Below are 19,905 nucleotides of genomic sequence, written 5' to 3'. Positions count from 1 at the left end.
GCTTTTTCGTTCCTCACCTAATGCTGTTGAGGGGAACCCGTAGTAGTCTTTGCTTGTTTTTTCACGTAGTCGATCAGACCGAGCTGAAATCCTTCCTGTGTAAGCAGGCGTTGTGCCTCATACGTACCTGAGTAATAGGCCAGGACGTGCGGATCGTTCTCCAGTATCTGTCGACAGGCTGCATCTTGAGACAATTCCTGATACCATTCAGCCTGTTTGATTTGGGCGACCAGATCATCATAAGCGGGCTCTGGCTTTTTCCAGGGGTTTAATCTGTGGAGGATTTCTCCGAAGATCGCTACAACAATTAATATGCCGATTAGAAACATGGCTGTCACCTCTAAGTTTGGTTCTCCCCCATGTTACCATTAGGTAGGTAAGTTCTGCTATGGGGAAGTCTGCAAGCTTGCAAAAGGAGTGAAAAGCGGGCATTCTAGTGATGGATATAGCAGAGAAGAAAGCCAAACGAGCAAAAGGAGAGAGAGCATGTTTCATCCCCTAGTGTTTGATAATATTCGGGTCGTGCTAGAAGGGGCCGTGTACGATCGTGACTTTGATGGAGCGATCACGATTACAGGCCGTTCGGATGTCATGGATATGGCGACCTTTCATCGTCTGTTTCAAATTGAGTTCAAACAGGCAGGAGTTGCAGACCGTGAGTCTGCAGTCCTCGCTCAAATGCAGCTTCGCACTGGTCTGGCGGACATCGCCGCCGAACAGCTGGAGCAGCCTTTGACCGAACAGATCGGCTGTACGATTTGCATTCATTTTCATTTGCCGATGAATGCGAGCAAAGAGATTCCCGAAGAAGCGCGAGCCATCACGGCCCTGCTCGACGAAATCTGGGGGCAACGTCCCTATATCACTCATACGTTAAAAGCGCGACTGGAGGAAAAGAGATACGAATGGCCACCACAACGGGTGGATAACCAAATCACGCTTGATTTTTATCGAAAGATCGATGAAGGCAACATCGATGACCTGCGTGACCTGATTGATCACACGGTCCAATCGCTGCACCACTTACAAGAGTATGTAGAGAGTCAAAGATAATTTATTGAACAAGCATTTACTTTTCCCATCATGCGTATTATTATTTTGTTAACCTTATCATCATTTTAGTTAACAAACGGAGGCTAATACGTAATGAGAAACGAAAGATTGAGATGGTTGCTCTTATCTGCTATCTTTGCTGCGATTATGGCTGTTTTATCCCAACTGACCATTCCACTCCCGCTGATCCCCATTACGGGACAGACGTTGGCAGTAGGGCTGACCGCTACGATTTTGGGAAGTCGGTATGGGACCTTGGCGATGTTGATCTACACGTTGCTTGGCGCGATCGGGTTACCTGTCTTCACAGAAGCGAGCGGCGGATTGCAAATCTTGTTTGGTAAAACCGGCGGGTATATATTCGGTTTTATACTGACGGTTTACGCTACTGGCTTGATATTGGAAAAGACGCGTTTTACGTTGGTAAATGCCATTATCGCTAATCTTGTTGGCATGGTCATCACTCTTATTTGCGGTTCGATCCAATTGAAATTCGTACTGGATATTCCTTGGGACAAAGCGATTGCCTTTGGGGCGACGCCATTCATCGCTGTCGGTGTGATCAAGGCGGTATTGGCTTCCCTGATCGGCATCAAGGTGCGGGAGCGTTTGATCTCCTCTCGATTGCTCCGTGTGGAAACGTCCTCTACTCGATAATCGACATCATACATGCTACAACACCATCCTAGCTTAGGGTGGTTTTTTTCGCATAAACTCCTTTTTGTGCCGGATACTATCGATAACAGCAAGTCTCACGTACATGAGGAGGAAAAGATGAACGAGACTATTTCTGGCCCCAAAGGCCTCCCGATTTCAGGCAACCTGCTGTCATTCCGGAGAAATCCCCTTCAATTTATCCGTACTTCGGCAAAAGCGCATGGTGATGTCGTATTATTCCGCTTTGGCCCCAAACGAATTATTTATTTGTTGACCAATCCCGAGCAAATCAAGGAAGTGCTCGTCACCAAGCAAGCAAATTTCCGCAAAGGGAAAGGACTCCAGATAGCGAGAGCGGTTGTGGGAGATGGAATTCTCACCAGTGAAGGGAAAAAACATCTGAGGCAGCGCAGACTGATGCAGCCAGCCTTTCACCGGGAGCGGATTGCTGCTTACGGAGAAGTAATGGTCAGGCAGGGCGTAGAGCTCATGCGTGATTGGAAGGATGGGGAAGTACGTGACATCCATCACGATATGATGAAGGTCACCTTAGCCATCATAACGGCTACGATGTTTGGTAAAAGCATCAAGGAAGGCGCAGACGAAATTGGGCACGCGATCGACGTAGGGCTCAAATATGTGGCGAATAAAGCTTCTTCGTTTATCGATATCCCGCTCTCCGTGCCTACGAGGAGCAATCGTCAGTTTCTCGAATCAAATGAGACCCTGGATAAAACGATCTTCTCATTGATTGAGGCGAGGCGAAACAGCGGTGATCTAAGACAGGACGATCTTTTAGGAATGCTCTTGGCAGCACGGGATGAGGAAAACGGGCAAGGGATGACGGATGAGCAGGTGCGGGACGAGGTCATGACGATCTTTGTGGCCGGTCATGAGACGACTGCCAATACCATGTCGTGGATTTTCTACCTGATTGCGCTCCATCCGGAAGCGGAGCAAAAACTCCATGATGAGCTGGCCACAGTATTAGGAGACAAGCTGCCAACGGTGGAAGACATTCCTCAGCTGACGTACACCAATCTCATTGTCCAGGAAACATTGAGACTATACCCGGCAGCATGGACGATCAATCGGGAAGTGGTAGAGGAAGTAGAGATCGGGGGGCACAAGTATCAGCCGGGTGAGACGCTAATGATGAGTCAATTTGTGATGCATCGAGACGAGCGTTTTTATGAAAATCCGGACGAGTTTATGCCGGAAAGGTTTGCAGGGGATTTGTTGAAGCGCATCCCGACTTTTGCCTATTTTCCTTTTGGCGGAGGACCACGTGTATGTATCGGCAACAACTTTGCTCTGATGGAGGCGGCCTTGCTGCTAGCGACTATCGCACAGCGGTATCGGATGCGGCTGTCTGAAGCCAATCAAGTTGTAGAGCCAGAGCCGTTGGTCACCTTGCGTCCGAAAAATGGGTTGCCGATGCGACTGGAGAAACGGATGTAGAGGAGGTAGGCTCAGAAGGCAAAAAAAAGAGGCATCTTTTCACTAACGGATGTGCCGCATTGTGTCAGATACCGAACTGGGGGTTATTTATCACTGAAAGCAACATGCTTACAAGTCACACTATATCAAACAAAAATAAAGAATATGTTAACTGGTTATAAAGCTAAATAAACTAGGCGTGATAAAAGGGGATGGTGAAGGAGAAACTGCTTCCTATCCCCAATTCGCTGTTTACTATCATTTCACCACCGTGGCGTCGGACGATGCTCTGGCAGATCGTCAAGCCGAGACCTGTCCCCCCACTGTTGCGATTGCGGGATTTTTCCGCCCGGTAGAACTTGGTGAACACCTTGGGCAAGTCCTCAGGGGAAATCCCTTCGCCTTTGTCGATTACGGAGAAGAGAACATGTCCCTCGCGTTGGTCGCAGGTAATTAAAATGGAGCCATTTGGCTTGTTGTAGTAAATCGCGTTGTTGATTAAGTTTTCCATGACCCGCCGCAGTCTGGTCTCGTCTGCATCGATGTACAGTTCATTGGATATTCGCAATTTCCACTGAAAGGATAGCCCGGCTTCCTGAATACGAACCAAGTAATCCTCGATGATCCCCTTCATGAAGTTTTTTACATGAATGCGGCTAATATTGAGCCGTACCTCAATACTCTGCTGGGTGTAATCTTGTAATTCGTCCAGCAAATGCTCCAGGTCTGATGTCTTTAGCTCAATTTTGTTCATCTGTTTTTGGATGCGGTTGATATCTGTTACACGACCCGACCCGATGTAGGAAGCATACCCTTTGATGGTCGTCAGGGGTGTCCGAAAGTCGTGAGCAATCGCAGCAATCAGTTCAGACTGGCGTTCTTCAGAAAAACGAAGTTCGTCGACCATGTCGCCGAAATAGCGGAAGAGCTGGCCGAATTCGTCATGTGATCGATAAGTAAAGGAAACGAGTCGCTTTCCTTCCTGGATTTCCTGTGTGACACGTGACAACTCGCTGACAGGTCGTAAAATCCAGCGAACAAACAGGGCTAGCAGGACGAGCCCGACTAACAAAATACTGCCGTAAATAAACCACAGCATCATCGAAACGCCTTTGGTCGACATGATGTCATAGTCATCTGTATAGAAGTAGATGACCGTTTCCCCTTCGCGCGGCGGCTCCTGCTGAAAGTGATATTCCGCGACGACCTTCAGATCACTTCTTTTGGAAGAAACTCGATTCGGCGTGGGAGGTGGTACTTTCAGGTTGTAGGCTTGCGAGGTCTTGGAGTAGATCGTGTTGCCATTTGCGTCTTTTACAACCATCCGGTACATGACGTCTTCCGGCAGCTGCTTTTCCAGCTCCATTCGTTCTGTCGGGTCCTTGAAGTTGCTGGAGCGGAGCAATAGATTGAGGCGTACCTTCTCCGCCGTTTCCTTTTCATACTGGTATTGAGTATGCCGGTCATTTTTTAATTGTTCGACGATGAGGTCCTGAAAGACGAACTTGAACAATAGGATGTTCAGCGTGAGCAAGCCTATAAAAGAAAGAAACAGCTTGTTGCGTAGACTCATCTACAGCTTCTCCCCGATAAATACGTAGCCTGTCCCCCATTGTGTCTTGATAAACTGCCGGTTCATCTCTAGCTTCTCACGCAAGTTTTTGATGTGCACCGTGACGGTGTTTAGCGAACCGTAGCCATATCCCCAGACGCGGTCGTAGATCTGCTCACGAGTAAAGACGATACCGGCATTTTCAGCCAGGAAAGTCAGCAACTGAAACTCCTTGGTGGACAACTCGATTTTTTCATTGCTGACGTAGACCGAATACGTCTCTTTATGAATCTCCAGATCCTTGAACTTCAGCACCGTAATCGGTGAATGGGACGCTTCTTTTTCTGGCTGTTCCTCCGTGTGCTTGCGAATTCGTTCATAGCGGCGCAGGTGAGCGCGGATACGAGCCAGCAATTCCTCGGTATCAAATGGCTTGGTGATGTAGTCGTCCGCTCCGATCTCAAAACCGACGACCTTGTCCACCGCTTTTCCTTTCGCGCTCAGGAACAGAATCGGTAAATCCCATTCTCGCCGAATTTGCGAGCATAGCTCATAACCGCTCATGTTCGGCATCATGATGTCGAGCAAGATCAGATTCGGCTTTTTTTCGCCATTCTTCAAAAGGTCCAGCGCATTTTCGCCACTCTCGGCAGTAGATACTTCAAAGCCTTCGTTTTCCAAAATATCTTCCAGCAGCTCAATAATTTCCGTGTTGTCATCGACTATCAATACGTGATCTTTCACCGGAACTACCCCCAGTTACTTCTATTAATAAGGAATCGCGCATAAGACTTCGCGCTTATGCATTCCTTTACGTTCAAAAATAATTTAATAACTATCTGTCTATCATAACATGCCTATAGTGGGTAAGAGCAAGTATACCGTACAAAACTCATTAACAATCGCTTATAAGAGTCACCTCATGACACCTGGTCCTAAATTTCGTCAGAAAAAGCCAGAGACACGAGGTCCCTGGCTTACTATTTTTGCCGAACTACTGTTTTTTTGCTTGATTTTCCGGCAACGATGCAGCTTGCACCGCGTTTTCCTTTTTCGGAGTTGCAGCCTTCGCTTCCAGAACAGGTACGTTTACACGCTTGGCGCCAACGTAACGCTTGCTCCAGTAGTATGGGTCGCTCAGCTTCGTGTTCACGACTCCACGACCAGTTTCCGAGTGCACGAATGTGCCGTTCCCGATGTAGATGCCCACATGTGAGATGCTGCGACCATTGGTTTTGAAGAAGACCAGATCGCCTGGTTGCAAATCATCCTTGGCGACAGGAGTTCCCAATTGGTACTGAGCAGCAGAGTTGTGTGGCAGGTCTACACCTAACGCATCAAATACGTAGCGCGTAAAACCGGAGCAGTCAAATCCCTTTTTAGAGGTGCCGGAGGATTTGTAAGGGGTACCGTACAGATCGCTGACCACATCTGTCAAAGGAGATGTTGGCTCCTCAGCAGCTTGTGCAGCGCCGGCTCCCATAGCAAGCAATCCAGCGATAAATAAAGATACTACCAACTTGCGCAAAAGAAACTGCCCCTTCCCAGAGCCTACGAGGTTAGCTGAAGGGTTCGGTCGAAAGGACTCCCTAGGTTGTCAAAAAGCACAACCATTCACCCCAGAAATACATGGTTCCCCCGTTTCCGCCTAGCGGAACTCGGCTATTTTCGATGTTTTTTTACACGCACTCCTATAGGAATTCTGTATGTGTCCGGATTTCCCTTTTTTTTCAGCGTTTGTTCACAATTCCGTCACAATATTTTGTCTGATCGTGTAACGAATTTGCTCGAAATTGCAAGGTTCATCCTATCTATAGAAGCGAAAATAAGCTTGTCCGATTAGGGCAGGAAGCAGCATCCGTCCAAGGACGGAGACAAAAACCAACCGCTCGCCCGTTATGGGGAGCCTATGCCCGGGGATACAATATAGCCATAAGGTTAACACCTGCACCAATGAAAGTTGATTGGAGGGAAGGAAGGAATGAGCGAACGGTCTGGAAAGTTTCTGCTCGGGCTGGTTCTGCTACTAATCGGCGGGTTGGTTCTACTCGATCAACTGGGAATCGATAGTGGTGATATTTTAAGGATTTTGGTTCCCGGTGTGATCATGCTTTACGGAGCCCGCAAAGTAATGGGACATGGTGGCTCCCGCTTTTGGGGAGTACTGATCTTCCTCTTTGGTCTCCTGATGCTGGTTGGGAAGTTACATTTGCTGTTTCATAGCATTCTGGCGATAGGGATCATTTATCTAGGCTACTGCTTGATCCGACCAAAGCCAGCCCCCAAAGAAGGACCAGCCGAGTGGGAGAGACAGTGGGCACAGCGTGTTTTGAAAGAAGATGCACTGGATAACTGGGAAAAAGGCGTTCCAAGAAATCAGCAGTAAGAACTCTTGCTTTTTGGATGAAACTAGATGATGTGATATGATGAGGAGGAAATAAAAGATGAGTATCTTTAGACGTTTGCGTGACCTGACAGTGGCTTCGGTGAATGATGCATTGGATTCCATGGAAGATCCGGTGGTTATGCTCAATCAGTACATGCGTGACATGGAAGTAGAAATCGGACAGGTTGAGGTAGCAGTCGCCCGTCAGGTAGCTTTGGAAAAGAAATTCCGCCAACAGTGGGATGAAGCATTGGCTTTGATTGAAAAACGCGATCGCCAAGTGAAGCTCGCTTTGAGCGAAGGCGAAGACGAATTGGCACGCCGTGCATTAGCTGACAAAAAGCAGTATGAGGGTCGTGCGTTGGAATATGAAACGCTCTACTTGTCCGCAGCGGAGGCGGCTGGACAAATGCGCGAAAAACTGGCTGAGCTAAAAGAGGAATTTTATAAGATGCGAGCGAAAAAATTTACCTTGATGGCTCGTGCCCAAGTAGCTCGTACCCAAAAGCAAGTCAATCATGCCGTAGTTGGAATGGGAAACCAGACCGCCGGCCGCGGGTTTGCCCGCATGGAAGAAAAAGTCATGCGCATGGAAGCAGAAGCTCAAATGAGCGGTCAATGGCGCCAAACAAGTCTCGGCTTGGACAACGCTCTGTCTGACCTAGAAAAAGACGATCTCGATGCCGAACTGGCGAGCATCAAGGCATCGATGCAGGATAAAAAAACGACGGCAGCTCCAGCGGATCAATCCTAATCGGAACAGGAACTGGGGCACCGGATGTAGAATAGATTGTGGCAATTAGGCAGCCTGTCTGACAGGCTGCTTTTCCCCTAGGAGGTTCTTTTCTTGACAGATTTCTTGGTCTTTTTGCGACGGTTTATCGCTGAGCCTGGACGCGTCGGCAGCATTACTCCCAGCTCCCGTTTTTTGTGCGAGCGTATGTTGAGCCGTGTCGATTGGGACCGGGCCGATGTCATCATGGAATTGGGACCGGGGACGGGTGCATTCACCCAATCGATCTATCAAAACATACGTCCAGATACTCATTACGTGCTTGTGGAGCGCGATGCCCAATTTCGGACCATGCTGCAGTCCCGTTTTCCTGAGGTAACGATACGGGAAGAAGCGACCATGTTGAGTCATTACTTGGAGGAGTTGAAACTTGGCAAGGCGGACGTCATTATTTCAGGTCTACCGTTTGCCAACTTCCCTGAAGAGCTGCGGGCAGCCATCCTGGATGAAATTCAATCTGTGCTGGCTCCTGGCGGGCTATTCATTACATTCCAATATTCACTACAACTCCAAGCTGAGCTGCAGGAACGATTTAGCTGGGTAGAAACGAATTTCACCCTGCTGAACATACCGCCTGCATTCATTTATACATGTCGTAACGGACAGAAGTGAAAATAATCGGCATGGGGCGTAAGAGAGGAGACTTTCGTGAAGCTGTCCCGCGTGCACAAAATGTTGGCTGGTGTCCTGATCATCTTGACGGGTATTGGTCTCTTTTTAGACAGTTTGCATATTATTTCGTTCGGTTTGTTTGATTTATGGCCGATGGTGTTGGTCTACTTTGGCGTTCGCCTTTGGGGACAGAACAAAAGAATCGGCGGTGGCATTTTATTTGGTCTTGGTATTATCATCGCGTTGGAAATGTGGTTTGGCATCGGAATCGATGATTTGTTTCAACTGGTGATTCCGATCCTGTTCGTTTATTTTGGCTTCCGGCTCATCAGGGGAAAGACACGGGAAAAAGAACCACGTGTCGGCAAAAAGTTCACCCCAGGAGAAGGGGAAGCCTCTGCTGGAGCTGCTATGCGTGAAGAGCAGGATGTTCCCGGGCCCATGTCAGAAGATCCAGCAAAGATTCTAGAAAAAGAAAATACGGCGATTCTCCACCATGGCAAATCATTACCCAAAGATTCTCGCAGTTCGTTGATCGGGGACTTTCACTTGACTTCCGGGCGTTTTGAGCTGAGCCATTTGCAGGTCTGGCATGGAATTGGTGACGTGGTGATCGATTTGTCGCGCGCGATGCTGATGCAGGAAGAAGCACAGCTGACCGTGGAAGGGTGGATCGGAGACGTCACGATATATGTACCTGTAGATCTTCCCGTATCCGTCTCGGCAGATCTTTCCGTCGGAGATCTGGAAGTGTTTAGTAACCGTCAAGGTGGAATCAACCGCAGTATTATGATTCGCTCGGATCACTATGATCTGGCGGTGCATAAAGTGAATTTGCATATCTCGCTGCTTGTCGGCGATATAAAAGTCAAGTACATCTAGGAGGTACTGGCGAATGCGTCGACAGCGATTAGCGAGTATACAATGGCAATGTGTCCGTTACGGTATGGGATTGTCCATAGCTACGGTCACAGTCGCGTTTATTTGTTTTTTTTGGTTCCATTATTTATGGAAGGATGATCCAGGTATCCAACGGTGGTACACGGGTCTGATTCAGGATTCGCAGGTCAATGCGTGGGTACGAGATTATTTGGGAGTCCAATTGCCGCAAGAGCCTGATTGGGTCATCCAGTCTGTAGCGATTGCGGTAGCTCTGCCCATTAGCGCGTTGATGGGGCTGATCACGTCTTATATTTACGGCAATCTGTTAAAAAAGCGGATCAGTGTGTTGTGGGAAGCGGCGATGAAACTGGGGCGAGGTATGCTGTCCTATCGCGTGCCTGAGTTGGGCGTCGATGAAATTGGCGAACTGGGCTGGCAGCTCAACCGTCTGGCATCCCAGTGGGAGGAACAGGTAGCTTCTTTGCAGCGCTTGTCCAATCACAATGCGGCACTTGCTGACCAGCTCAGACAGGCTGCTGTGACCGAAGAGCGACAGCGCTTGGCGAGAGAGCTGCACGATGCGGTCAGTCAGCAGCTTTTCGCGATCGCGATGACGACGGCCGCGATGAAGAGACTGATCGAAAAGAATCCACAGCGGGCAGCCCAACAGATTGAATTGGTGGAGGAAATGGCGGCGGCAGCACAGGCAGAGATGCGTGCGCTGCTCCTGCACCTTCGACCTGCTACGTTGCAAAATAAATCGTTGAAAGAAGCCATTTTGGAACTTCTAGATGAGTTGACACGTAAAAATACCATGGAGATCACGTGGGAGATCGAAGCGGTCGAAGGCTTGCCCAGTGGCATCGAGGACCACTTGTTCCGCATTTTGCAGGAATCCCTCTCCAATACGCTCCGACATGCCAGGGCGACTCAAATCGCGGTCAAGCTCTTTACCTTGCAGGAGCAGGTGCGACTGCGCGTAACAGATGATGGCGTTGGCTTTGATCCCGATGGAGAAAAGGTGACGTCGTACGGCCTGCGCAGTATGCAGGAGCGGGTAACAGAAGTGGGTGGATCGATGGAGATTTACTCAGCGAAAGGTAAGGGGACGCAAATCGAGGTGCGGATTCCCTTGATGTCACAGACGGAACGGGAAGGGTGAGTAATCCGTGATTCGAGTTTTATTGGTAGATGATCACGAGATGGTACGGATGGGCTTGGCCGCTTATTTGTCCACAGAGGATGATATTGAGGTCGTGGCAGAAGCGAGCAGTGGAGAAGAAGGCGTACGCTTGACTGTGGAGCTGCGTCCAGACGTCGTCTTGATGGATTTGGTCATGGAAGGAATAGGTGGCGTGGAGGCAACCAGACGGATTCGAGAGGCTTGCCCGGCGAGCAAGGTCATCGTGCTGACGAGCTTTATTGATGACGAGAAAGTGTATCCCGTGATTGAAGCAGGTGCATTCAGCTACTTGCTGAAAACATCGCGTGCTGCTGAAATTGCCCGGGCGATTCGCTCGGCTGCTGCTGGTGAGCCTGTACTGGAATCCAGAGTGGCTGGGAAAATCATGGCGCGCTTCCGCCACGGACAAGAATCTCATCCACATGAGCAACTGACGCCACGAGAGCTGGAGGTGCTCAAGCTCATCGGGCAAGGCAAATCCAACCAGGAAATTGCAGATGAGCTGATCATCGGAATCAAGACGGTCAAGACGCACGTGAGCAATATATTAGCCAAGCTAAACGTAGAGGATCGGACGCAAGCAGCGATTTATGTGCATACGAACAACCTCGGTTGATAGACAGAAAAAACTCACCCCAGATTGGAGGGTGAGTTTTTTTCGTTTATGTGGTAAAGATAGTAAGTAATAGATTTGGAAAGGAGGGGACGGGCTATGAGGCACAAACCTCAAACGCGCTCCAAGGTGCTTTCGGCTGACAATGGCGTGGACATCGTCGGTGATGTCCATGGTTGTTACGACGAATTTATGGAATTGCTGAAGCGGCTGGGCTATGAGCGAAGTCATGACGGTACATTTCGCCATCCCCAGGGCAGAAAGCTCCTTTCCCTCGGTGATATTACAAGCAGAGGCCCTTATTCTATCAAGATGCTGCAATTTTTTATTCACCATATTTCCACAGGCTTGGCGGAGATGGTGGACAGTAATCACGGGTGGAAGGTCGCCCGTTGGCTGGATGGCAGACCCGTGACACTCGCGCACGGCGATGAAAAGGTCGAGGAAGAATTTCGCTCTTACCAGCAGGAGTTTGGCCCCAAGAAGGCCACCTTGCTGCGAGAGCAGAGTCGCAGACTGCTCTTTTCATCTCCCTCCCATATGATGGTCAAGAGAGGCGATAAGCTCGTTGCTGTCGCTGTCCATGCGGGAATCAAGGATGATTACATAGGGTTGGAGTCACCTGCCGTACATACGTTTTGCCGTTACGGTGATGTTGCCGGTACCGGTCCAGATGGCCGTCCGATCCGCAGGGAGTGGGCAAAAGAGAGGAAAGAACGTCAGCCCTTGATCGTCTGGGGGCACGACCCTCGTCCCGAACCGGAAAGAAGAAACGGCACACTCAACATCGACCAGGGGTGCGTGTTTGGCGGAATGCTGACGGCCTATCGCTACCCGGAGGATGAGTTGGTGAGTGTACCGGCGAAGAAAAACTATTCAGGTCTTACAGATACGCCGCTCACGCGTTACACGGCAGATTGAGAATCCTGTTTCTTGGTGTTTGTGTTCTTGGATGAGGTCCCCGTCCACTGTTCGATGGTATTTTTCGCCGAAGAGTGGATACCGACGCTGGCGAGTCCTGCGGTGATGCCCTCCATCAAGGCCACCTTCCAGTCAAAGTTAGGGGAGTACAACCACTGATTCACCATGTACAGCCCGACGATCAAGACCACCGCTACCCAGCCGCGCAGCTTTTTGGGAATGCCCAATACATCGGACAGGGTTGCGGTGGCCGCCAGGGCGAATGCGATGATCAAGCCCAGATCAAATCCCACGCGGCAACATCTCCCGTTACGGTTTCAATTTTTCGTACAAGCGTTTCAGTATCACGGCCTCTGCCCATAGAGGGAGTGACGTGTCAGCCTGGTTTCGCCAATCCTCATTGGTCAACAGTCCCTGATCAAACATCCAGTCGATTGCTTCCTGTTTCCAGTCAGGCACGTCGCTGCCACCTCCGCTGCCTCCGCCTGTAGATGGTGGGGCGGTTTTCGGCGGCTGATACGTTAGATTGGCATATTCGCAAAACGCGCGAATGACTGCCTCCGCGAGAGTTTTCCAGTCTTTGGCCAGTTTATCCGCATCCAACGGATTATCCGCAAACCCGTACTCGATGATCACAGTTTCTACGCTACCCGTCTCGCGATTCATGTAGTAATAGTCCTGCTTGGAATTGTTGGGGAGGGTACGGGTAAAGATGCGACGGTTCGGCATTCCTTCTGCTTCCAGTTCATCAGCGATCAAGCGTGGAAACGCAGCTGAACTGTAAATAGAGTAAATGACCTCAGAACCACGACCGCCGCCTGAATTGATATGGTTGCAAATGCAGTAGCGAGCACCGCTGTTGCGGACGAGTGCGGTACGATCTTCACTTTGCAAGGTCACGTCAGACGATCTCGTCAACGCTACTGGTATTTGTAATTCTTGAAATCGACGGTATTGATAGAGGGAAATGTTCAGGGTCATCGCCTTTTCTGTAAATTGCGCGCTGTTTCCTCCGCCTGGATCGATGCCACCGTGCCCGGCGTCCACAATGACGATAGGAGCCATGTTATCATCACCTCTTCTCCATCAGCATATGCTCGGGAAGGGAAGCATGCTGAGGGCAGTGTCATCAATTTCTTGTACTATCGGAAAGTTTTAAAATTCTAAGGATGATTGTATAACCGCAACATAGCGAGACTTCGAACGAAGTGAGAAAGCGAGACTTGTGCCCTTTGGGTACTAAGGCTTCGCTGGCGCCAAGGCTTGGCAAAGCCAAGTTTTCTAATGGTGACAATGTACATATCGCCTATCTATGGTACAATAAAAGGGTTCGTAATTACGCAAAGAGGATGGTAATGTATTGATGGCTTGGTACAACTGGGTAATCCCGATCGTTACACTTTTGCTTGGCCTGGTAGGCGGTTTTGCCGGAGGGACTTATTATTTAAAGAAACAAATGCAAAACATGCAAATGGATGATAAGCAGCTGCAAGCCATGGCTCGTTCAATGGGTATGAATTTGAACCAAAAACAGCTGAAACAAATGAGTCGCACAATGAAGAATATGAAAATGCCAAATAAATTCGGGAAATAGAGGCGGAGGGGTGTCGTTATGGGTCCGACCCGTCTGCGCTACACGATGATCGGCTTTATTTTAGGCGTGTTCCTCGTGTATATGAAAGAGCTGCCTCTCGGAGAAGGAACCCGGTTTGCAGCGCCTTTTTACGGAGCGGGCATCGGCCTGCTGATCGACGGCATCATTCTGCGCATGAAGCAGAGAAAAGGCAAGGAAGAATAGAGGAAAGCTTGGCGGCTGCCAGGCTTTTTTTCGTGCAAAAAAGGGACAGCCTGTTTGGCATGCCCCTCGAAAGGTTAATAAGGAGAGAAGTACAACATTTCCTTTAAGAAAAGATCAATTCATACACCATTTTGGTGATCAGGGTGATAGAGACGATCAAAAAGAGTGGACGAACGTAGCGCACACCGGTCTTGATTGCCATTCGAGCACCTAAGGAAGCACCGAGCAGCATGGCCACACCCATAACTAGACCTGTTACAAGAACGACCTTGCCTTCGAGGGTAAACACAGTGAGTGCTGCGATGTTACTCGCCAGATTGAGGATGCGTCCATTTCCTGCAGCGATCACAAAGTCATAGCCGAATAGCAAGACCATCAAGAAAACGAAAAAGGAACCGGTACCCGGTCCAAAAAAGCCATCATAAAAACCGATCAGGAAGGTAAAAGGGATCCCCAGACTGAGAGTGAACTTGGTGTAGCCTTTGAAATTGGCTACTTCACCGAATCGCTTGTTGAACAGCGTATAAACGAAAATAAGAGCCATCATAATAATCACGAGCACTTTCAAAAGCTCTTGCGGTACGAACAACACCGTTTTGGCTCCGAAATACGCTCCGATCAGCGAGACGGGGAAGAGCATGAACATCAGCTTCTTGTCAAATTTACCGTTGCGAATAAAAGTGAAAGAGCTGGTAGCGGATGAGATCGTTCCTGCCAGCTTGTTCGTACCCAACGCGAGGTAAGGAGGCAACCCGAGACCGAGCAGAGCAGGGAGGGAAATCAGTCCACCACCGCCTACGGTACTGTCAATAAAGGCGGCAACAAAGCCAAAAAGTGCAAGAAAAAGTATGGTCGATAAATCCATTTCCACGTAAATCACCTAGTTTTCCATGTTTGTAATAATCCAAGTCTAGCACGGTCGATCGGGTTTGCAAGAAGGAAATCTATGAAAGTTTAAATTATAGATTTCGATACTTTGCATACTTATTTGTTGTAAAAGTGCGTCGGTTGCATTATAATAAAGACGAAGCTTGACCACTACATATCTTGAGGAGGAATGTTACAATGGCTCATCAATTGCCTGCATTGCCTTACGCGCACAATGCTTTGGAACCACATATCGACGCTCAAACAATGGAAATCCACCATGGACGTCACCATGCAACTTACGTGAACAACCTGAACGCTGCTCTGGAAGCTCACGCTGACCTGCAAGACAAAAGCGTAGAAGAACTGATCAGCAACATCGATGCTTTGCCAGAAGGCATTCGCACTGCAGTTCGCAACAACGGTGGCGGACATGCAAACCATACCCTCTTCTGGGAAATCCTGAGCCCGAATGGCGGCGGCGCACCAGCTGGTGAACTGGCTGACGCAATCAACGCGGCTTTCGGAAGCTTTGACAACTTCAAAGCTGAATTCGCGAAAGCAGCAACTGGCCGTTTCGGTTCCGGTTGGGCTTGGCTGGTAGCTGATGGCGGTAAAGTAGCGATCACTTCCACTCCAAACCAAGACAGTCCTGTAATGGAAGGCAAAAAGCCTATCCTGGGTCTGGATGTTTGGGAGCATGCTTACTACCTGAAATACCAAAACAAACGCCCTGACTACATCGGCGCGTTCTGGAACGTAGTAAACTGGGATGAAGTAAGCAAACGTTTCGCTGCTGCGAAATAATAGCTGTTCATCACATAGAAAAAGGCTTGTTGCTGTTGAAGCGACAAGCCTTTTTGCATTTCTAGGATGGAGGGTTTTACATCCGTGCTTTCACTGTGTCTACATGGTTTCCGTGAGCGACGCCATCACCTCTTATTTTTTTCTTAAAGAGGCTTATTCCGATATTGGCAATGATAAGGATGGAAAAAGGAAAAGAAATCGGTTATAATACTTACTAAAAGTAACTAGGTTAAAAAAATAAAGGAGAGTGTTTCTACTATGATGCCATCTCTGTTCATCGCTCACGGAGCACCATTGCTCGCGATCGAAGATAATTCCTATACACAAGCTCTAAACGATCTGCCTAATCTGCTGCCTCGCCGTCCTCGTGCGATCGTGATGTTCTCTGCGCACTGGGAGTCTTTCACGCAAGAAGTCGGGGTCATGGAGACGTTTCCGACGATTCACGATTTTGGTGGCTTTCCACAAGCGTTGTACGAAATCCAATACCCAGCAAAAGGAGATCAGGAAATTGCAGAAGAAACGGTAGCGTTGTTGCAGGCTGCCGGGGTACCAGTCAGTTTGAATCAATCTCGTGGACTTGATCACGGTCATTGGGTCGTGTTGAGAAAAGTGTATCCTGATGCGGACGTGCCTGTTGTGTCGCTATCCGTGAATCCAAATTTGACCGTCGAGCAGCAGTACACGATCGGGAAAGCGCTGAGTCCTCTACGTGCCAAAGATGTATTGATCATCGGCAGCGGCAGTACGATCCATAATTTTTCCTACCTGGACATGCGGGAGACATCGGGTGGAGCGTTTGAGTGGTCCCTGCAGTTTGAGGAATGGCTAAAAGAAACGTTGACGGATTGGAACGTAACCGATTTGGCGCAATATCGTGCTCTGGCACCTCACGCTGAAAAAGCGGTTCCTGCTTATGGCAGTGAGCACTTTGTTCCGCTCATCTACGCGATGGGAGCTGCGGATGACGAGCGTACCGCCAAACGCCTGCACATGAGCTTCCGTTACGGCAGTCTGAGCCATACGATCTGGCAGTTCGGGCAAGCAGAATAATGACGATACGGATGGAGGATGTCTATCGACAGTACAAACCGCTGATGTTCTCCCTTGCTTATCGCATGCTGGGGTCCGTGACAGAGGCTGAAGATAGCGTACAGGAGACGTTTCTTGCTTTGACGCAGAGCGACATCGAAGACATTCACCATATGAAAAGCTATTTGTGCAAAGCCGTAACAAACCGTTGTCTGGATACGTTGAAGTCAGCGCGTTGGAAGCGGGAGCAGTACGTGGGAGAGTGGTTGCCAGAGCCCTTGGTAGACGACTCGGTAAGCGGCGACCCCCTACAAGCCGTCATTCGGGAAGAATCAATCTCGTACGGGCTTCTCGTCTTATTGGAGAATCTTTCTCCTGATGAGCGGGCTGTCTATGTATTGCGCACCGCACTTGGCTACGAATACAGTGCTATCGCAGAGATGCTGAACAAATCGGAGGCGGGCTGCCGCAAGCTATACAGTCGTGCCCAGCAAAAGCTCAATGGAGCGGGCGACGGATTGCAAGTAGAAGCGCAGCCGGAGCGATCCAAACGACTAGTGGAGCAGCTGATTTACGCCATGTCGCATGCGGATGCCCATGCGCTGGTGCGATTGTTGAGTCAGGATGCTGTCTTGATCACAGATGGTGGCGGAAAAACGCGTGCAGCGATCCACCCGATTCGTTCCGACCAGCGCGTAGTCGCATTCCTGACAGGCGTGTGGCGCAAGTGGGAGAACAACGTCAGCATACAGATTCGGTCCATAAATGGGCAGACCGGTTTCGTCATTTCAGGCGAAGGTCAACCGACAAGAGTCATCAATGTCGTGCTGAATTCCCGTGAGGATAGGATCGAAAGGCTTTATATGATGATCAATCCAGAAAAATTGAAGCATTTTTCCCTGTAAGCATGATTTTTGGTCACAAAAAGGGAGCGTCACTCGTCTTGGAGGTTGTAAAGACAATTCGAGTAGAAGGGAAAGATGATCATGAAAGCCAGAATGAATTATCGATCTGCCAATCCGCAAGCATTGAACGCGATGCTGCAGTTGGAGAAGTACGTGCAGGAGAGCGGTTTGGACAAAAACCTCATGGAGCTGATCAAGATCCGGGCATCGCAAATCAACGGCTGCGCTTTTTGCCTCGACATGCATACCAAGGACGCGCGCAAACTGGGAGAGACAGAACAACGCATCTACTTGCTCAATGCTTGGAGGGAAGCAGGGTTCTACACGGATGCGGAGCGCGCGGTGCTCGCATTGACAGAAGCCGTTACACTGATTTCAAATGGCGGCGTATCTGATGAAATCTACGCGAATGTCCGCGAGCATTTCGATGAACAACAATATGTGGCTTTGATCATGGCGATTAACACCATTAACGCCTGGAATCGGATTGCGATCTCCACCGGGATGACGGCGCCATGTGAACTGTAGGCAGCAAGTAAGTAGGGAGGAGTGGCAAAGGGAGGAGGTTTCTCCTTTAGCCACTCCTTATTTTATGCAGGGGAGAGAGGCAAGCATCTGTCATGCGAGAGCTTGCAGGCATGTGCTACAATAATAGGTGGCCAGCCAGTTCATCCAGAAGGGTGTGCGTAGCGTGATTATCAAATTCATTCGTCTGCGCTAATTTGGGATTTACTCTTAGAAAGCTCATTCCATTTTTGCGAAAAATGTGTGGGTTTATTTGAGTTTGCCTTTTACCAAATTACGGACAATTACGAATGAAATGGGGAATGAAACATGCAACGCGAAACCATCCATCCAATCAATGGAATTGAAATATGTGCAGAGAGCTTTGGAAATCCCGCCGATCCGGCAGTCTTGCTGATCATGGGAGCTATGTGCTCGATGGTGTACTGGGATACAGCATTTTGCCAGCGTCTGGCGGATACGGGCCGTTTCGTCATCCGCTTTGATAACCGTGATGTGGGACGCTCTACGGCTTATGAGCCGGGGACATCCAATTACACGGTAGCCGATATGGCAAATGATGCCGTGGGTGTACTCGATGCCTACCAAATCGAAAAGGCCCATTTGGTCGGGATGTCTCTCGGAGGGATGATTGCCCAAGTGATCGCCGTAAAGCACCCGGAACGTGTCCAGTCAATGACACTGATCGCATCGGGCATTTTTGGTTCCGATCAGAACAACCGCAATCTGCCTCCGATGGATGAGCGAATACTAGCTTATCATGCGAATGGCGGCAGCCTGGATTGGACGGACGAAGCAGCGGTTGCGGACTACCTGGTAGCAGGCTCAGCGTTGTTGTGCGGTCCCGCTCATTCCTTCAACGGAGAGCGCGTTTTCGCTCAAGTCACTGCGGAAATCAAGAGAGCAAGCAACTTGCTCAGCATGTTTAATCACGCCCTGCTCGTAGGGGATGATGATTCTGAAGGCAGGCATACCCAGATCAAGGTACCGACTTTGGTTATTCACGGGACGCATGATACGGTGCTCCCGTATGAGCATGCTTTGGCTCTCGTGAGGGAAATTCCGGGTGCTGCCTTGCTGACCTTGGAAGGTTCCGGACATGAAGTGCACGATGAGGATTGGGATACGATCATCCGAGCGGTATTTGCTCACACGAAATAAGTGTTGCATAAAAAAGGGTTACCATCTGGCTAGTGCCGGTGGTAACCTTTTTCTTCAATTGGTAGGATATTGGATCAGTCTAGTTTTTTGCTGTCTTGCCCGATCGTCCGTCCCGGATAAAACCGCTTTTCTTCAGGCATCGGGCTACCCTTGGCTGTGAGACTGTCTGGCGTGATCCGAAACACGGCTGTCACACTTCCCATGGAGGAACGATATTTGACCACGTGCTGCAGAGAAAGTGGCTCCGGATAGTAGCCGGGAACGTACTTGTCGAGCATTGCCTGCATGGCATCCCGCATTTCATCCGGGTCCTGCACGCGTTCAATCGTTCCCGACAAAAAGACGCTCATGTAAGCTGTGTCTGTATGAGCAGGTATGGGGTCCGCAATGGTGCCATACTCCTCGCAAACGCTGAAGCAAACGCGGTTGTTGGCATTGATCATTTCTACCTTTCGTCCGGAGTCTGCTCCGTGAAAATAAATGTGACCATTCCACCAGCAAAAATTTAACGGAATGATGTACGGCTCTGTTCCGTTGGACAACCCCAGGTTTCCCACCTTGGCGTGGGCCAAAAAGGCATCAATTTGCTCTTGATCGGTCAACGTACGTTTGGAATAGCGAATTGGAATCACGGTAGTTCCCTCCATCTGACAAGTTCCCTTTGAAATTGGTAGCCCTATCGTAAAAGTTTTTTGGCATGGTCAAAAGGGGCAATTAT

At 49.3% G+C, this 19,905-nt stretch carries 24 protein-coding genes, 1 pseudogene and 1 riboswitch; of the genes and pseudogenes, 17 read left to right on the top strand and 8 right to left on the bottom strand.

The annotated features are described in order from the left end of the window. Positions 1 to 17: 17 nt before the first annotated feature. The gene (locus AN963_RS26385) at positions 18 to 329 is read right to left on the bottom strand and encodes a hypothetical protein (protein ID WP_055747473.1); all 312 of its coding nucleotides are present in this window, start codon (positions 327 to 329) and stop codon (positions 18 to 20) included. Between the two features lie 157 nt (positions 330 to 486). Between AN963_RS26385 and AN963_RS26380 the strand changes: the two genes are divergently transcribed. The 3 genes from AN963_RS26380 (at position 487) to AN963_RS26370 (ending at position 3,171) form a co-directional block, all read left to right on the top strand. Next, positions 487 to 1,053 carry a hypothetical protein gene (locus AN963_RS26380; protein ID WP_055747472.1) on the top strand — a complete coding sequence of 189 codons (567 nt, stop codon included), beginning with the start codon at positions 487 to 489 and terminating at the stop codon, positions 1,051 to 1,053. 93 nt (positions 1,054 to 1,146) lie between these two features. After that, positions 1,147 to 1,710 (top strand): biotin transporter BioY, encoded by a 564-nt coding sequence (locus tag AN963_RS26375; protein ID WP_055747471.1) that lies wholly within the window; start codon positions 1,147 to 1,149, stop codon positions 1,708 to 1,710. Positions 1,711 to 1,827: 117 nt separating this feature from the next. Then, positions 1,828 to 3,171 (top strand): cytochrome P450, encoded by a 1,344-nt coding sequence (locus AN963_RS26370; protein ID WP_055747470.1) that lies wholly within the window; start codon positions 1,828 to 1,830, stop codon positions 3,169 to 3,171. A gap of 172 nt (positions 3,172 to 3,343) precedes the next feature. On the opposite strand, the gene AN963_RS26365 is transcribed toward AN963_RS26370, so the two are convergent. The 3 genes from AN963_RS26365 to AN963_RS26355 form a co-directional block, all read right to left on the bottom strand. Next, positions 3,344 to 4,723 (bottom strand): sensor histidine kinase, encoded by a 1,380-nt coding sequence (locus AN963_RS26365; RefSeq protein WP_055747469.1) that lies wholly within the window; start codon positions 4,721 to 4,723, stop codon positions 3,344 to 3,346. Further along, on the bottom strand, positions 4,724 to 5,446 hold the full coding sequence (locus AN963_RS26360; RefSeq protein WP_055747468.1) for a response regulator transcription factor: 723 nt from the start codon (positions 5,444 to 5,446) through the stop codon (positions 4,724 to 4,726). Positions 5,447 to 5,696: 250 nt separating this feature from the next. After that, the gene (locus AN963_RS26355) at positions 5,697 to 6,230 is read right to left on the bottom strand and encodes a C40 family peptidase (RefSeq protein WP_055747467.1); all 534 of its coding nucleotides are present in this window, start codon (positions 6,228 to 6,230) and stop codon (positions 5,697 to 5,699) included. 5 nt (positions 6,231 to 6,235) lie between these two features. Then, positions 6,236 to 6,376: riboswitch (cyclic di-AMP (ydaO/yuaA leader) on the bottom strand. A 307-nt stretch (positions 6,377 to 6,683) separates the two neighbouring features. Here AN963_RS26355 and AN963_RS26350 point away from each other — a divergent pair. The 7 genes and pseudogenes from AN963_RS26350 (at position 6,684) to AN963_RS26320 (ending at position 12,092) form a co-directional block, all read left to right on the top strand. After that, complete coding sequence (locus tag AN963_RS26350) at positions 6,684 to 7,088, top strand: LiaF transmembrane domain-containing protein (RefSeq protein ID WP_055747466.1); 405 nt, start codon at positions 6,684 to 6,686, stop codon at positions 7,086 to 7,088. 58 nt (positions 7,089 to 7,146) lie between these two features. Continuing rightward, positions 7,147 to 7,842, top strand: coding sequence for a PspA/IM30 family protein (locus AN963_RS26345; RefSeq protein ID WP_055747465.1), 696 nt, complete (start codon positions 7,147 to 7,149; stop codon positions 7,840 to 7,842). A 93-nt stretch (positions 7,843 to 7,935) separates the two neighbouring features. Then, a pseudogene (locus tag AN963_RS26340) lies at positions 7,936 to 8,515 on the top strand (class I SAM-dependent methyltransferase). 14 nt (positions 8,516 to 8,529) lie between these two features. Further along, entirely contained in the window at positions 8,530 to 9,375 is an 846-nt protein-coding gene (gene liaF, locus AN963_RS26335; protein WP_055747463.1) for a cell wall-active antibiotics response protein LiaF, read from the top strand. Positions 9,376 to 9,388: 13 nt separating this feature from the next. After that, positions 9,389 to 10,537: a HAMP domain-containing sensor histidine kinase gene (locus tag AN963_RS26330; protein ID WP_055747462.1), complete on the top strand. Its 1,149-nt coding sequence runs from the start codon at positions 9,389 to 9,391 to the stop codon at positions 10,535 to 10,537. A 7-nt stretch (positions 10,538 to 10,544) separates the two neighbouring features. Then, positions 10,545 to 11,174, top strand: a complete 630-nt coding sequence (locus AN963_RS26325; protein ID WP_055747461.1) for a response regulator — start codon at positions 10,545 to 10,547, stop codon at positions 11,172 to 11,174. A gap of 96 nt (positions 11,175 to 11,270) precedes the next feature. Next, entirely contained in the window at positions 11,271 to 12,092 is an 822-nt protein-coding gene (locus AN963_RS26320; protein ID WP_055747460.1) for a metallophosphoesterase, read from the top strand. Here the strand turns inward: AN963_RS26320 and AN963_RS26315 are convergent. Both AN963_RS26315 and AN963_RS26310 read right to left on the bottom strand, forming a co-directional pair. After that, on the bottom strand, positions 12,077 to 12,385 hold the full coding sequence (locus tag AN963_RS26315) for a hypothetical protein (protein WP_055747459.1): 309 nt from the start codon (positions 12,383 to 12,385) through the stop codon (positions 12,077 to 12,079). The two genes, AN963_RS26320 and AN963_RS26315, sit on opposite strands and share 16 nt — an antisense overlap. Positions 12,386 to 12,401: 16 nt before the next feature. Then, the gene (locus tag AN963_RS26310; RefSeq protein WP_055747458.1) at positions 12,402 to 13,157 is read right to left on the bottom strand and encodes an N-acetylmuramoyl-L-alanine amidase family protein; all 756 of its coding nucleotides are present in this window, start codon (positions 13,155 to 13,157) and stop codon (positions 12,402 to 12,404) included. Between the two features lie 298 nt (positions 13,158 to 13,455). Between AN963_RS26310 and AN963_RS26305 the strand changes: the two genes are divergently transcribed. Together AN963_RS26305 and AN963_RS26300 are read left to right on the top strand one after the other, a co-directional pair. Further along, positions 13,456 to 13,686, top strand: a complete 231-nt coding sequence (locus AN963_RS26305; RefSeq protein WP_055747457.1) for a YneF family protein — start codon at positions 13,456 to 13,458, stop codon at positions 13,684 to 13,686. An 18-nt stretch (positions 13,687 to 13,704) separates the two neighbouring features. Then, positions 13,705 to 13,890, top strand: a complete 186-nt coding sequence (locus AN963_RS26300; RefSeq protein WP_055747456.1) for a hypothetical protein — start codon at positions 13,705 to 13,707, stop codon at positions 13,888 to 13,890. Positions 13,891 to 13,993: 103 nt separating this feature from the next. Here AN963_RS26300 and AN963_RS26295 read toward each other — a convergent pair whose 3' ends face one another. Continuing rightward, the gene (locus AN963_RS26295) at positions 13,994 to 14,761 is read right to left on the bottom strand and encodes a TSUP family transporter (RefSeq protein ID WP_055747455.1); all 768 of its coding nucleotides are present in this window, start codon (positions 14,759 to 14,761) and stop codon (positions 13,994 to 13,996) included. Between the two features lie 194 nt (positions 14,762 to 14,955). Here AN963_RS26295 and AN963_RS26290 point away from each other — a divergent pair, with 194 nt between their 5' ends. The 5 genes from AN963_RS26290 (at position 14,956) to AN963_RS26270 (ending at position 19,187) form a co-directional block, all read left to right on the top strand. After that, complete coding sequence (locus tag AN963_RS26290) at positions 14,956 to 15,564, top strand: superoxide dismutase (RefSeq protein WP_055747454.1); 609 nt, start codon at positions 14,956 to 14,958, stop codon at positions 15,562 to 15,564. 258 nt (positions 15,565 to 15,822) lie between these two features. Next, positions 15,823 to 16,617 carry a dioxygenase family protein gene (locus tag AN963_RS26285; protein WP_055747453.1) on the top strand — a complete coding sequence of 265 codons (795 nt, stop codon included), beginning with the start codon at positions 15,823 to 15,825 and terminating at the stop codon, positions 16,615 to 16,617. Further along, on the top strand, positions 16,617 to 17,501 hold the full coding sequence (locus tag AN963_RS26280; RefSeq protein WP_055747452.1) for an RNA polymerase sigma-70 factor: 885 nt from the start codon (positions 16,617 to 16,619) through the stop codon (positions 17,499 to 17,501). Before AN963_RS26285 ends, AN963_RS26280 begins: the two co-directional genes overlap by 1 nt. An 81-nt stretch (positions 17,502 to 17,582) precedes the next feature. Next, a complete protein-coding gene (locus tag AN963_RS26275) occupies positions 17,583 to 18,029 on the top strand; it encodes a carboxymuconolactone decarboxylase family protein (protein WP_055747888.1) in 447 nt (148 codons plus the stop codon). 306 nt (positions 18,030 to 18,335) lie between these two features. Beyond that, positions 18,336 to 19,187 carry an alpha/beta fold hydrolase gene (locus AN963_RS26270; RefSeq protein WP_055747451.1) on the top strand — a complete coding sequence of 284 codons (852 nt, stop codon included), beginning with the start codon at positions 18,336 to 18,338 and terminating at the stop codon, positions 19,185 to 19,187. Positions 19,188 to 19,261: 74 nt separating this feature from the next. Here the strand turns inward: AN963_RS26270 and AN963_RS26265 are convergent, their stop codons facing one another. After that, positions 19,262 to 19,819, bottom strand: a complete 558-nt coding sequence (locus tag AN963_RS26265; protein ID WP_083497064.1) for a pyridoxamine 5'-phosphate oxidase family protein — start codon at positions 19,817 to 19,819, stop codon at positions 19,262 to 19,264. Positions 19,820 to 19,905: the final 86 nt, after the last annotated feature.

It is taken from the genome of Brevibacillus choshinensis (assembly GCF_001420695.1).
GTDB classification, from domain to species: domain Bacteria; phylum Bacillota; class Bacilli; order Brevibacillales; family Brevibacillaceae; genus Brevibacillus; species Brevibacillus choshinensis.
This window is presented reverse-complemented; position numbering and strand designations above follow the sequence as displayed.